This is a genomic window from Chamaesiphon sp. OTE_20_metabat_361 (assembly GCF_031364565.1).
This window is the reverse complement of record NZ_JANLWO010000867.1, coordinates 1-13,739: the sequence shown is the minus strand read 5'-3', so window position 1 is coordinate 13,739 and position 13,739 is coordinate 1. Positions and strand designations below refer to the sequence as shown.

11 protein-coding genes are annotated in these 13,739 nt (G+C 46.1%); 9 read left to right on the top strand and 2 right to left on the bottom strand.

Annotation, left to right across the window (positions count from 1 at the left end; genetic code table 11):
* Positions 1-130 precede the first annotated feature (130 nt).
* Complete coding sequence (locus tag RMO35_RS24350; RefSeq protein ID WP_309745201.1) at positions 131-1,561, bottom strand: HlyD family efflux transporter periplasmic adaptor subunit; 1,431 nt, start codon at positions 1,559-1,561, stop codon at positions 131-133.
* Positions 1,562-1,742: 181 nt separating this feature from the next.
* Here RMO35_RS24350 and RMO35_RS24345 point away from each other — a divergent pair, with 181 nt between their 5' ends.
* The 3 genes from RMO35_RS24345 (at position 1,743) to RMO35_RS24335 (ending at position 3,942) form a co-directional block, all read left to right on the top strand.
* Positions 1,743-2,387, top strand: a complete 645-nt coding sequence (locus RMO35_RS24345) for a TetR family transcriptional regulator (RefSeq protein WP_309745199.1) — start codon at positions 1,743-1,745, stop codon at positions 2,385-2,387.
* Positions 2,388-2,597: 210 nt separating this feature from the next.
* Positions 2,598-3,050, top strand: a complete 453-nt coding sequence (locus RMO35_RS24340; RefSeq protein WP_309745197.1) for a nitrate reductase associated protein — start codon at positions 2,598-2,600, stop codon at positions 3,048-3,050.
* A gap of 130 nt (positions 3,051-3,180) precedes the next feature.
* The gene (locus RMO35_RS24335; RefSeq protein ID WP_309745195.1) at positions 3,181-3,942 is read left to right on the top strand and encodes a DevA family ABC transporter ATP-binding protein; all 762 of its coding nucleotides are present in this window, start codon (positions 3,181-3,183) and stop codon (positions 3,940-3,942) included.
* Between the two features lie 6 nt (positions 3,943-3,948).
* Here the strand turns inward: RMO35_RS24335 and RMO35_RS24330 are convergent, their stop codons facing one another.
* Positions 3,949-4,920 (bottom strand): LysR substrate-binding domain-containing protein, encoded by a 972-nt coding sequence (locus RMO35_RS24330; RefSeq protein ID WP_309745193.1) that lies wholly within the window; start codon positions 4,918-4,920, stop codon positions 3,949-3,951.
* Between the two features lie 462 nt (positions 4,921-5,382).
* Between RMO35_RS24330 and RMO35_RS24325 the strand changes: the two genes are divergently transcribed.
* The 6 genes from RMO35_RS24325 to RMO35_RS24300 all read left to right on the top strand — a co-directional run.
* Positions 5,383-6,732, top strand: coding sequence for a CmpA/NrtA family ABC transporter substrate-binding protein (locus RMO35_RS24325; protein WP_309745190.1), 1,350 nt, complete (start codon positions 5,383-5,385; stop codon positions 6,730-6,732).
* A 174-nt stretch (positions 6,733-6,906) separates the two neighbouring features.
* Positions 6,907-7,740 carry a nitrate ABC transporter permease gene (gene ntrB, locus RMO35_RS24320; protein ID WP_396135726.1) on the top strand — a complete coding sequence of 278 codons (834 nt, stop codon included), beginning with the start codon at positions 6,907-6,909 and terminating at the stop codon, positions 7,738-7,740.
* Positions 7,741-7,866: 126 nt separating this feature from the next.
* A complete protein-coding gene (locus tag RMO35_RS24315; RefSeq protein ID WP_309745188.1) occupies positions 7,867-9,837 on the top strand; it encodes a nitrate ABC transporter ATP-binding protein in 1,971 nt (656 codons plus the stop codon).
* 211 nt (positions 9,838-10,048) lie between these two features.
* Positions 10,049-10,873 (top strand): nitrate ABC transporter ATP-binding protein, encoded by an 825-nt coding sequence (locus tag RMO35_RS24310; protein WP_309745186.1) that lies wholly within the window; start codon positions 10,049-10,051, stop codon positions 10,871-10,873.
* A 16-nt stretch (positions 10,874-10,889) separates the two neighbouring features.
* The gene (locus tag RMO35_RS24305) at positions 10,890-11,264 is read left to right on the top strand and encodes a hypothetical protein (protein WP_309745184.1); all 375 of its coding nucleotides are present in this window, start codon (positions 10,890-10,892) and stop codon (positions 11,262-11,264) included.
* Positions 11,265-11,534: 270 nt separating this feature from the next.
* On the top strand, positions 11,535-13,739 hold a 2,205-nt coding region (locus tag RMO35_RS24300; RefSeq protein WP_309745182.1), incomplete at its 3' end, for a 4Fe-4S binding protein.

The window sequence follows — 13,739 nt, the reverse complement described above, 5'->3', positions numbered from 1 at the left end:
GGGGAGTGGGGGTGTGGGGGTGTGGGGGAGTGGGGGGACTGGGAGATGAAGAATTGTTCCATTACCTCTTACCTTTTACCTTTTACCTCTTACCTTTTACCCATGACCCTTTCCCCTTTCCCCTATCCCCCTATTGAGTATTAATTTGAACTGATACCTTAGAATTCGTCAGCCCCTTTACAGCGGTGCTGTCAGTGGGATCGATTGCGATTTTGACTTCGACGACGCGGGAGTCGGAATCGGCGGCAGGATCGGTATTGAGGACATCTTGCTTGCCGATTTGGAGTCCGACTTCTGTGACTGTGCCTCGGAGATTTTGAGTAAATGCGCCGGATTCACTCTTGATGGTGGCGGATTGTCCGACTTTGAGTTTACGAACGTCGCTTTCATAAACTTCGGCGACGGCAACCATTTGGCTGGTTTGTCCCATTTCAACGACGCCGTTGGTACTAGGAGCTTCACCAGCGCGAGTGTGGACTTTGAGGATTTCGCCAGCGATGGGGGCGCGGACGTATGCTTCATTTAGTTCGGCTTGGGCTTGGCGGACTGTAGCTTGAGCGCGAGCAAGTTCTGCTTGGGCACCTGCGACATCGACGGGGCGGACTTCGGCGATTTTGGCTAGGGTGGCTTGGGCGGCGGCGATTTGTTGGTTGGTGGTAGCTACGCTGGTATCGTAGTTGGCTTTGGCTTCGGCAAGTTGTTGTTGGGCGGTACTGACGATCTTCTGCTGGGTGGCTTGATTTTCGATAATCTGTTGGTTGAGGGTAGCCACAGTCTGGTTGTATTTGGACTGAGCCTCGGCGATTTGTTGGCGGATGGTATCGACTTCGAGCCGTTTGGCATCGAGTCTAGTGGTTTCGATCGCCCGCTCGGCATACAGTTGTTGAAAGCGTTTATAGTCTACTTCGGTATTGCTCAATTGCGATCGCAGTCGCTGGAGGGTGGCTGCTTGGGTGGGTGTTTCGCCTGCTAGTTGAGCTTTGAGGGAGGCAATTTTGCCAGCTTGGGCAGCGGGTTCCCATTTAAGTTGGGCTTCGAGGCGCGCTTTGGTAGCCACGTAGGTATCGCGGTAGCCTTGGAGCTGGCTTTTTAGTCGATCGATTTCGGCTTTTTGGGCACCGATTTCGCCTTGTTTAGCTCCAGCTTTGACTTTAGCGAGATTGCTTTGCGAGACTTTGACGTCTTCTGTAGCTTTGGCTATAGCTGCTTCTAGGCGTTGGCGATTGTTGAGGACGGCGATGATTTGTCCTTGGGTAACTCGATCTCCTTCTTTGACTAGCAATTGTGTTATCGTGCCCTGCCCCATTTGAGAGCTAGGCGCGGAGACTTTGATGACTTCGCCCAAAGGTTCCAACCGTCCTAATGAGGTGACGGCGGTGGCTTCTACTGTGGGAGCAGGTTTGGCAGATTGAGTGGCGGCTGGTTGCTGGGTAAACGTGCCAGCGTAGTGCAGTCCGGCTGGCAACAGCAAGAGCGCGGCGGCTGAGGCACCGATAGCAACCCAGCGGGTGACAGGATTCAGGCTCTTAAATTTATCGACTACAAAGTTATCTTGTCCCATAGCTTGTGAGTTGCCTTACGTTATGTCCCCTAGTAATTTACTTACTCGTTAGTTAGTTTAACCTAAAAATAAAATATATGTCAAATAAGTTACAATTGCTAGACCCTATGCCATAATAGGATTATAGATAATGCTTTATACTTACCATTTAGTCAAATAATCTGTTGCATCACCTGATATAATGCCCGTAATTAACAAACAAAAGACCGCCAAGACAGCCACACTCACCCGCAATTCCGAAGCCACCAAGAATCAACTCTTAGATGCCGCCGAAGCCGAGTTTGCAGTTACGGGTTTAATTGCCGCGCGACTGGAAACGATCGCCGCCCAGACTGGTGTTACCAAGGCGACGATTTACTATTATTTTTCCAGTAAGGAAGAATTGTATCGAGCCGTCTTGGGACGTTGTTTTACAGAGGCGTTGGCAATGATGCAGCAACTTCAACTAGACTGCTTACCGCCAGATGCCGCACTAGTGACATTGCTCGAACAAATCCTCTGCTGCATGTCAGAAAATCCCCGAATTGGGAGTATTCTGTCGCTTGAAGCAATTCAAAATCAAGGTAAGTATTACCCCAAGCAATTGGGAGATTTGCTCTACGGCACGCTCGTCGAGATTTTGGAACGGGGAATGACAACAGGTGCATTTCGCCAACTCGAACCCCGACATACCGCCGTTAATATCATTGGTACTTGTACCTTTTATTTTACCGCGCAAGAAAATCTCAAATATATGTGGCCGGGTAAACGCTTGTTAGGTAAAGAGTTACTTCAACGGCATACTCAAGAATCGATCGATCTAATTATGGCAGGAGTGAGGAATTAGGGGATAGTGAATAGTGAATAGTGGTAAAAAAGATAATTGGAGCGATCGATTAGTTATACTCCAAAGATGAATTTTTTAATATTAATTAGTTACCTAGAGAGATTATTGAAATGATACTCGATATGCAAATAGGATAGTTAGGATCTTATTTTATTTCTAAATAGTGGATATTCGCTATTCACTATCCACTATTCACTATCCACTAATTCCATGACATACTTTAAATTTGAAGCTGATTTTGTTGATTCTTTGCGTTGTATTCCGATGATCGTGCGGTTGAAGTTGGATACTTGTGGTGTGAAATTGAAGTTGGCGGAATGGAATCGATTTACGCAAGCTGAGTGCCAGCAACTAGTTGAGCTGCAATGCGATCGAGAATCCGAAGTTATCGCTTATAAAGAGTATGTCAGTAAATTAATATTTCAACATACCGGACATGCAGCCAGTTTACTGTCGATCGATCCACATCCACCGTGGTCGAACGATCGCGAAATTCCAGAGAGCGTGACAACTAAAGCCGCTGAGGAGGGTGTGAATATCGATCGACTTCAATGGGCAAATCTGGCAATTATTCAAAGATTTGCATTAATTAAGTTGACTCGATCGCAACATGAAAATAACAACTTCTTACCAGCACTTAAAGAATTTGGACTGTTCAGTTAAATAGATTGGGATAATTATTTTTTAGATTAATACTGCCTACAACCTAAATGGTGGGCAGTGCCCACCCTATAACCTGCTCACCTTACAACTAATACTATCCCCTATTCCCTATTCCCTATCCCCTAATCACATGCTAACCTTCAAACCTAAAAACCAAGATTTAGTAAATATCGATAGTGGTAATCCCGACAGTAATATTGTCGTTGATGTTCATCAGCTCAATTACTACTTTGGAAAAGGTAATCTCAAAAAACAAGTGTTGTTTGATATCAACCTCCAAATTGGTAAAGGTGAAATCGTCTTGATGACAGGGCCATCTGGTTCTGGGAAAACTACCCTACTCACATTATCGGGGGGCTTGCGATCGCCGCAAGAGGGGAGTATGAAAGTACTGGGTGTAGAAATGGTGGGTGCGAGTAAACGCAAAGTCATCGAAGTGCGGCGGAATATCGGCTATATCTTCCAAGCTCACAACCTGCTCAAATCGCTCACCGCCCAACAAAATGTCCAAATGGCGGGACAACTGCACGCCAATATGAGCGGCAAAGAAATTAAAGATCGCGCCACCGAAATGCTCGATGCCGTCGGATTGAGCGATCGCAAGTCCTACTACCCCGATAATCTCTCTGGGGGTCAAAAACAGCGCGTCGCGATCGCCCGTGCCCTGATGAGCCATCCTAAGCTGGTGCTAGCGGACGAACCGACAGCCGCTCTAGACGGCAAATCAGGTCGAGAAATCGTCGAGATCATGCAGAAACTAGCCAAGGAGCAGGGCACGACAATTTTGATGGTAACTCACGATAACCGGATTCTCGATGTAGCCGATCGGATCGTCCATCTGGAGGATGGTTGTCTGGCTCAAAATGATGTCCTGACTGTCAGCGACAGTTAATCGGATCTATACAGACGGATCGATTGGCTGTGGATGAGGTAAAACATTCAAGTTCGACAGATCTTCTAAGGTACCTTCGACAATTGCTTTACCTTCATTGAGTAAAAAATCTAGGAATGTCTGAGCGGCAAGAGATAACTGTTTGCCAGAAGGATAAACTACATACCACTGCTGTTGAATCGGAAAACCTTCAACATTTAAAAAAGTTAACGGTCCCCCCGGAACGGCTAGCGATAGGCAGTGCAGGGACAATACCGAAAGTCCCAAACCGCCCGCAATCCCTTGTTTGATTGCTTCATTGCTGCTCATTTCCATCACGGTATTTATTTCTAACCGATTGTCGGCAAAAAACTGCTCCACAATAGCGCGAGTACCAGAGCCGGATTCGCGCATGATAAATGGCTCTTCAATCAGTCGCTTGAGCGGAATTGTTTTTTGTTCGCGGGCGAGGGGATGGTCGCTAGGAGCCACCACCACCAGAGGGTTGGGTAAAATTGGTCGCAGTTCGATATCGAGTTCTTTGGGCGGTCTGCCCGTAAAATACAAATCGTCTTGATTGTGGGCAAGCCTGTCGAGTACTTGCGCTTGATTGGTAATATTGAGACTCAGCTCGATGGCGGGATGCTGTCGCTTGAAGGTACCCAGCAGTCTCGGTACGAAGTATTTAGCCGTAGTAGTAGTTGCTAGGCTCAAGTGACCTTTTTCTAGACCTTTTAATTCATTAAGGCTGCTTTCGAGTAATTCGAGGCGGCTCGAAATTTCTTGACTGGCAGCAAGGACTTCTTTGCCTGCTGCTGTGAGGTAAAAGCGTTTGCCTAATTGTTCGACTAAGGGGATGCCAACAATTTTAGTCAGTTGCTTCATTTGTTGGGATACGGTCGGCTGTGTGAGGTTCAACTCTTCAGCAGCACGGGTGAAACTGTTGTGCCGCGCAATCGCCTCTAACACATGTAACTGATGGATTGTGGCTTGTTTCACAGTGGAGGGTAGAGGGTAGGGAGTAGGGGGTAGGGAGTAGGGAGTAGGGAGTCTGAGGACGCAAGCGTCTTTGTCCATTACTACCCTCTACCCTCTTTTTTTAATAGAGATTTTCTATTACCCTATCACTTAAAATTTAATTTGTCTATTGCAAGCTCTACTAACATACTCTAAACACATAGATTAATTCTATCAATAAGATAATTAATAATTGTTTATATCTATGACAGTTTACATAGATCGACCCAGAGAAAGAGTCTCGCAAAGTCTTGTACTGTAACGATTAGAACTGTTTTTTCTCGATTTGTAGATCGTCCAGATTTATTTTGCCGTGATGTATTGACAAATACAATCGAGCTATGTCATGATTTCTTCTATGATATTTGAATTAATCATTGATTTTGTCGATTTTAAAGATCGGCCCTAAAATCGCATCAACTTTAGATACTTACTTAAAAACCCATGCAATATCTCTCGCGTCGGCACTTTTTGCTGGCGGCTGGTGCCGCTGGTGGCGCAACCCTGCTCAAAGGTTGCGCCATCAATCCACCTTCCCCAGACTCCTTATCTCCCAAAGCCCAAGCACTGACTCTCAGCTCGATAACCACCCCAGAGACACCATCTGTTAAACTGGGCTACATTGCGATCGCCGAATCAGCACCATTGATTATTGCTAGGGAAAAGGGTTTTTTCGCGCGTCACGGCATGACCGATGTGGACGTATCGAAACAAGCCTCTTGGGGTGCGGCGCGAGATAATATCGAAATCGGCTCGGCTGGAGGTGGGATCGATGGTGGACAGTGGCAGATGCCGATGCCACAGTTGATTTCGGAAGGGCTGATTACCAAGGGCAATCGCAAAATTCCGATGTTGTCGCTGGCGCAATTGAGCACCCAAGGCAATGGGATCGCGATCGCCTCCCAACATGCTGGTAAAGGCTTTGGGCTAGATGTATCCGGCGCAGCAGAGTACGTTAGAGAAATGAAGGCAAACGGCACGCCATTTAAAGCTGCCTATACTTTCCCCCGCGTCAATCAAGATTTTTGGATTCGCTATTGGCTGGGTGCAGGCGGCATCGATCCTAACAAAGATATCAATCTGATCGCCGTCCCCGCAGCACAAACGGTAGCGAGTATGCGGACTGGTTCGATGGATGGATTTAGTACGGGCGATCCTTGGCCATCGCGGATTTTGCGCGATCGCCGCAAGTTCGGATTCTTAGCAGTATTAACAGCCCAAATTTGGCCAGCACACCCCGAAGAGTACTTTGCCATGCGCGAAGATTGGGTGCGGAAAAATCCCAAAGCTGCTAAAGCAATTCTCAATGGAATTATGGAGGCGCAAATGTGGTGCGACGACCCCAAAAATAGAGCAGAAATGGCCGCTATCTTAGGACAACGTAAATACTTTAACGTTCCCAGCGATTTATTAATCGGCCCATACACGGGTGAGTATATCCTCGGTGCCGATCGCAAAGCAGTTAAGGATGAAAAGTTAGCAATTCGCTACTGGAAAGATGCTCGCGGCAGCGTTTCTTATCCCTATAAGAGTCACGATTTATGGTTCTTAACCGAGAGCGTCCGATGGGGATTCTTACCTCAAGGTGCGTTAGGTGAAGCCGATCGAATTATTAACGCGGTGAGTGGCGAGAAGTATTGGCGAGAGGCCGCTCAAGAATTGGGCATTGCCAGCGCAGATATCCCCCCATCGACTTCTCGCGGCATCGAAAAATTCTTCGACGGTGCCGAATTCAATCCCGAAAAGCCGAAAGCTTATTTAGATAGTTTGAAAATCAAAACTATGAAAGCTTAGATTAATAGTGAATAGTGGATAGTGAATAGTGGATAGTGGATGGTGATTAGATATCTCGTAGGGTGGGCACTGCCCACCAGCTAAGTTTTACGCATTATTTATAAAGTAAATAATTGCACCTACTTACTGTTTTCGATCGATTAGTTTTAATTTAGTTTATTTTGGAGCATTATTATGGCCTCTAGCATACGCAAATCATCAGGATTTCGGATTGGCAGTATGGAAATATCTGCCAAAACCATCAAGAAAAATGTCTTGCCACCAGCGATCGCAATTTTTACATTCTTAGCTTTGTGGGAAGCATTATCATCTTCGGGAATTACCCTATTACCTGGCCCTTCAAGCCTGATTACCGATCCTCGGACTTTTGAATTAGTAAAATATCCTTTTTACGATCGCGGCGGCATCGATAAGGGGATGTTCTGGCAGACTTGGGCGAGTTTGCAACGGGTGGGGATTAGTTATACATTAGCGGCGATTGTCGGGATCTCGCTCGGCATTGCGATCGGTACCAGCGATATGCTCTCCCGCGCACTCGATCCTTTGTTCCTATTTTTGAGAACTGTTCCACCTTTGGCTTGGGTACCGATTTCCCTCGCTGCCTTAAATAAAAACGAACCCGCTGCTTTATTCGTCATCTTTATCACCGCAGTCTGGCCGATTTTAATTAATACCGCAGTTGGTGTCAAACAAATTCCCCAAGACTACATTAACGTTTCTAAAGTCGTCCAAGCTTCCAAGCAAAAATACTTCTTCAAAATTCTGCTTCCTTCCGCACTGCCTTACATTTTCACTGGCTTGCGCGTGGCAATTAGTTTGGCTTGGTTGGCAATTATCGCCGCTGAAATTGTGATGTCGGGGATTGTCGGGATTGGTTTCTTTATCTGGGAAGCTTATCAAAATAACTACATCAGCGAAGTTATTCTCGCCTTGGTTTGGATCGGCGCGGTTGGTTTATTGCTCGATACTGCCATGAGTTGGTTGCAGAACAAAATCGTCAAGCAGTAATGCTTTGTTTAGCGATGCGTAGGGTGTGTTATCGCGAAGCGTAACGCACCATTACAAGCAAATATATGGTGCGCTACCCGTTGGGATAACACACCCTACATAAAAATCCAAAATTTATAAACTGCCATGTCAACAGCCGAACTAGTCAATATTCAAGATGCGGGAAAAACCTTTCCACTCGGTGGTGGGAAAGAATATGTCGCCCTACGCGGTATCGATCTTCAAATCAAACGCGGTGAATTCATTTCGCTAATCGGTCACTCTGGCTGTGGCAAATCCACCCTGCTGAATATGATTGCGGGATTGGATTTAGCAACAGAAGGAGTGGTTTCCTTAGAAGGATTAACAATTACTAAACCTGGCCCCGATCGCATCGTTGTATTTCAAAACTATTCGCTCTTACCCTGGCTGACAGTAAGAGAAAACGTTGCTTTTGCGGTTGATGAAGTTCTGACCGAAAAATCAGCTCAAGAACGGAAACAAATTATCGAGCATTATGTCGGTGTCGTCGGACTTTCTAAAGAGATCGATAAGTATCCTGGGGAAATGTCTGGGGGGATGCGTCAACGGGTCGCGATCGCCCGCGCTCTGGCAGTGCAACCGCGCTTATTATTATTAGATGAACCCTTTGGTGTCCTCGATGCTTTGACGCGAGGTAACTTGCAAGAACAGCTAGTTAAGATCTGCGAAGATAACGAAATTTCGGCGTTGATGGTGACTCACGAAGTCGATGAAGCCGTACTGATGAGCGATCGGGTAGTAATGCTTACTAATGGCCCTGCTTCTAAAATTGGCTCCATTTTAGAGGTCGATTTACCCCGCCCGCGCAAACGGTTAGAAGCCGTCAAACATCCGAGCTACTATCAGCTCCGCAGCGAAATTATCTACTTTCTCAACCAGCAGAAACAAGTTAAAAAAATGCGGGCGCAGAAAGTTCAACATGTTGCCGCTCACGGGTTAGAAAAAGTCAACTTACAACTCGGTTTTGTGCCCTTAACGGCATGTGCGCCGATGATTATTGCCAAAGAAAAAGGCTTCTTTGTCAAACATGGTTTAGAGCAAGCCTCCTTGGTGCGAGAATCGAGTTGGCGCGGCGTAGTCGATGGACTGATCGGCGGCTATATCGACGCAGCAGCCATGCCATCGGGAATGCCCCTGTGGATTACCCTCGGCGGTGCGGGCGGGCAAAGTCTACCCATCGTCAGCTCCCTCACCATCAGCCGCAACGGTAACGCCATTACCCTCGATAAAAAATTTAAGAAACTCGGTGTCAAAACCCTGGCTGATTTCCGCGAAGCGATCCGCGCCACCCCCAACGAACCGCACCGGATGGGTGTAGTACATCCTTCATCCATGCACAACCTGTTGCTGCGTTATTGGTTAGCCAGTGCGGGCATCGATCCCGATCGGGAGTTACATTTGAAACAAATCCCGCCCGCCCAAATGGTCGTAGATCTCAAAAACGGCACCATCGACGGTTTTTGCGTCGGCGATCCGTGGAATCTCCGCGCTGAAATCGAAGGAATTGGCTTTACCGTCGCCCGCGATATCGACATCTGGAACGGTCATCCCGGCAAAGTTCTGGGCTGTCGTCAAGATTGGGCAGCGGCATTCCCCAATACCTTTATTGCCCTAAATAAGGCACTTTTAGACGCTTGCCGCTACTGCGCCGATCCTGCTAATGCCGAAGAAATTCGCAAAATCTTAGCCCGCAAGGAATATATCGGTACCAATCTAGATTTTATCCATCTGGGCGGCCCCGATGATATCGTCCCTGGGGTCGAATCGGTCGCTCACCACGTCTTTTTCGGCGATGGTGTCAATCGTCCCAGTCGGACAGAACATCTGTGGCACATGGTTGAGATGGCGCGGTGGGGCGATGTGCCGTTCCCTCGCAACTGGGTAGAGGTGCTGGAAAATACCTGTCGCGTTGGTGTCTTTAGTACGGCAGCACGGGAATTAGGGATGACCGAGATTTCTTACAGTCGCGGTTCGATTCAACTCGTCGATGGTACCACTTTCGATGCCAAAGATCCGATTAGCTATCTCAACAATCTCAAAATCAAACGCGATATCACTCTAGCGGAAATTCATTAAGGCGATCGGTGAATAAATAAGCATAATTATCGATCGAATGGATTATACCTGAAACTTAGCTGGTGGGCAGTGCCCACCCTACGAAATATCTTCTCTACGAAATATCTTCTCTTTAAATGACAGAGAACAGGAGCGATGCTCCCATGGTTAAATCCCTAGTGCGATACAACCCAATTCTCAATTCTTAACTCTCAATTAAATCCTAAATCCTATGACTACTACTGCTGCACCTATGTCGGGAAGATTAAAAAACGTCAACAAAGACTTTATCAGCTTTCAAGGAGTTACCAAAACTTATCCTGCCAGAGCGGGATTAAATGTCGTAATTAAAAATATCGATCTTACTGTCAAGCAAGGTGAATTTATTTGTATTATTGGACACTCCGGCTGCGGTAAATCTACATTACTAAATACACTTTCTGGATTTGCCACACCCAACGAAGGTCAAGTCACCATGAATGGTAAGTTAATTACCAAGCCAGGGCCAGATCGGATGGTGGTGTTTCAAAATTACTCGTTGATGCCGTGGATGACAGCTTATGAAAATGTCTATTTTGGGTTGGATTCCGTCCATCCCAGCAAGTCTAAATCGGAGAAAGATCGGATCGTTCGTGATACTTTAACGATGGTTGGTTTGGGCGAGGCAATGGAAAAAAAACCCACCCAATTATCTGGAGGAATGCGTCAGCGGGTCGCGATCGCGCGGGCTTTTTGTCTGCGTCCTGAAGTGTTAATTCTAGATGAACCTTTCGGTGCTTTGGATGCAATTACCAAAGAAGAAATGCAGGAAGAAGTATCCGAAATCGTCCGCGAAGTTGGGTGTACGGTGCTGATGGTGACACATGATATCGATGAGTGTTTATTCTTAGCCGATCGATTAGTAATGATGACAGAAGGGCCAGCAGCGGGCATTGGTGAGATCTTAGATATTCCCTTTGAGCGTCCTCGCGATCGCGAACAAATGCTCGAAGATCCTCGCTATTATGATTTGCGTAACCGCGCCCTCGAATTTTTATATAGTGGGAATTCTCATTAGCTCGATGGGTACAACGATGCCGTTTACCATCCCGACGATCGATAAGGCAATCGCACAAGCGATCGTGTTAATGGCGATCTCTAAGCTACCAATGCAGATTTTAATTATCCTCGACAAACGTGTCCTCACCTTCGTCAAAATTTTCACAAGTTTGGGCATTGAGCATCCGGTTCTCATAGCGGCGGTTGCGGCGGTTGCCTTTGGCGGTAGTCGCGCGTTTGCCCGATCGTTTATCGCAGACGAGACTCTGGAGATCGGGAGCATCATGAATATCGCTCAGGGTATCGTTGTAAGTCCGTTTCATTGCGGTGGCGATCGGTTGATAGTTTATTTACATAATTTAACTCAAAAATCCCCAGTTGACGAGCTAGCAGGGCTGATTCATTCTTAACCGGGCTTAGGTTGTCAAGATGAAAGGCAATTAATTTCGATCGGACGAAAGCGTGCCACCGAGGCGGTCGCATAAATGTCGATCGTCGATCGAACTGAAACAGTTGGTTTGTAAGATGCTAAACAATCTAATCAGCAATAGCTTGACTCATAATTTTATGTCGATCGGTAGACTATCCACATTTTAATGTCATCTATTATATAGATGTGGGTTTCGATCGAGATAATATCCACATAAAAACTCTTTACTACTAGTTAACTTCTACGTTGTATGTTCTCACAGCTACCCGAACGGCAAATGCACGTGGTTCGTTGGATATTAACGATCGCATGGCTGCTGATTATTGCATCATTGTTTTACGATCCTTGGACTTCCGTACTGACAGAGCCAAGTCATCCTTGGAGTCCGTTAAGGTTGTCAGGTAGCTGTATTTCGGTGCAGGGAAAGTGTCTGGTAGAGCAGCCTTATCCATTGGCTACGACCTTATTTTGGGGGGCGATCGTTCCGTCGTCGATCTTCATTTTGCTCGTATTCGGGCATGAAGTTTGGCGCAGGATTTGTCCGCTGTCATTTTTGTCACAAATTCCCCGTGCATTAGGCAAACAAAGACAATTCAAACGCGAGAGTCCGAATACGGGAAAAGTTCGCTATGAGTTGCCAAAAGTCAAGCCTGATTCGTGGTTGGGTAAAAATTATCCGTACGTGCAATTTGGCTGGCTATTTGTCGGATTGTGCGGGCGAATTTTGTTTTTTAATGCCGATCGATTGGTATTAGCATTATGGCTATTATTTACGATCGCGGCTGCGATTACTGTCGGCTATTTGTATGGCGGTAAATCATGGTGCAATTATTTTTGTCCAATGGCTCCAGTGCAGCAAATTTATAGTGAGCCTGGTGGCTTATTTAGTAGTAAGGCACATACTAGCGATACGTCTATTACCCAATCGATGTGTCGGACGGTATTACCTGATGGGAAAGAACAAAGTGCTTGTGTTGCCTGTCAAAATCCCTGCATTGATATCGATTCAGCACGCGTTTACTGGGATGGTTTGAATAAGCCAGAAGTATCATGGTTGCGCTATGGTTATGTGGGTTTAGTTATCGGTTATTTTGGTTATTATTATCTGTATGCTGGTAGTTGGGACTATTATATTTCCGGCGCGTGGGCGAGACAAACCGACCAACTATCAACACTATTAGATCCAGGATTTTATCTATTCGGACAGGCGATAAATACTCCTAAAATTGTGGCTGTACCAATGACATTGGGGATCTCTACCGCGATCGGCGATCGGGTGGGCAGATCGATCGAGCAATGGGCAAAGTCTTATAGTCGCAAGCGCGATCTAAAGCTGTCGCCGGACGTAATTAGACATCGCATTTTTACGCTGTGTACGTTTTTTATTTTCAACTTCTTCTTTATTTTTGGTGGTCGTCCTTTAGTTCAACTAATGCCGATTTCGGTTCAGTATGTCTACGAGCTTGCACTAGTATTATTGAGTACATTGTGGGTATATAAAACTTGGAGACTTAGCTCCGATCTGTATTCGCGCGAGAATTTGGCAAGTCGATTCCGCAAGCAGTTGGAGAAATTAAAGCTGGATGTTTCTCAGTATGTAGAAGGTCGTTCTTTGAGCGATCTCAATACTCATGAAGTTTATATTTTAGCAAAAGTTTTACCTGGATTTACACGAGAGAAGCGACATACTGCTTATAAAGGAGTCGTGCGCGAAGCATTGGAAGAAGGGTACGCCAATTATTCTAGTAGTCTAGAAGTATTGCAGCAATTGCGTCAGGAACTAGGCATTACTGACGACGAACACCGCGAGGTATTAGAAGAATTAGGGATTGAAGATCCAGAGTTGCTAAATCCCGATCGCAAACGCACTTTAGAAAATCAAATTCGCTTGACTGGCTATCGCAAATCTCTAGAGAGGCTGATGCTATTGCAGCAACAGCAAGATCTGACTAATCCCAATCCTAGTCTCGATCGAAACTCAGTCGAAATCGATGCACTGCGCCGCCAATACTCGATTAATCCTCAAGATGAAGATTGGATTTTGAGCGGAATTTCTCCAGAAGCTGGCAGTGTCCGCAGAGCAGAATTTTTACTCGCTCAATTACCAGATCTAATTAACTGCTATCGCGGACTCAATCAACCAATTCTATCCGAGCATCAAGCAGTTTTACTATTGCTCAAGAGTAGCATTCATCACAAGAAGGAGTTAATCGTCCAGAATATTTTAGAAGTAATAGTAAGTCTCCAGGGCGATAGAGCAGCGATCGATCTTGCCGAACAATTAGGTAATTTAGCTCCGGTAGTTTTGCTGGAACTATTAGAGTCAGCAGGTTGGCACAAACGACTGCATCCAGAAATAATCGAAAAGCTAATACCATTTCCAGGACTCATAACTGCCTGCGACATCGACTATTCAAGCGCAGAAACCCTCAACTCTCTATCACCATTACTCGAC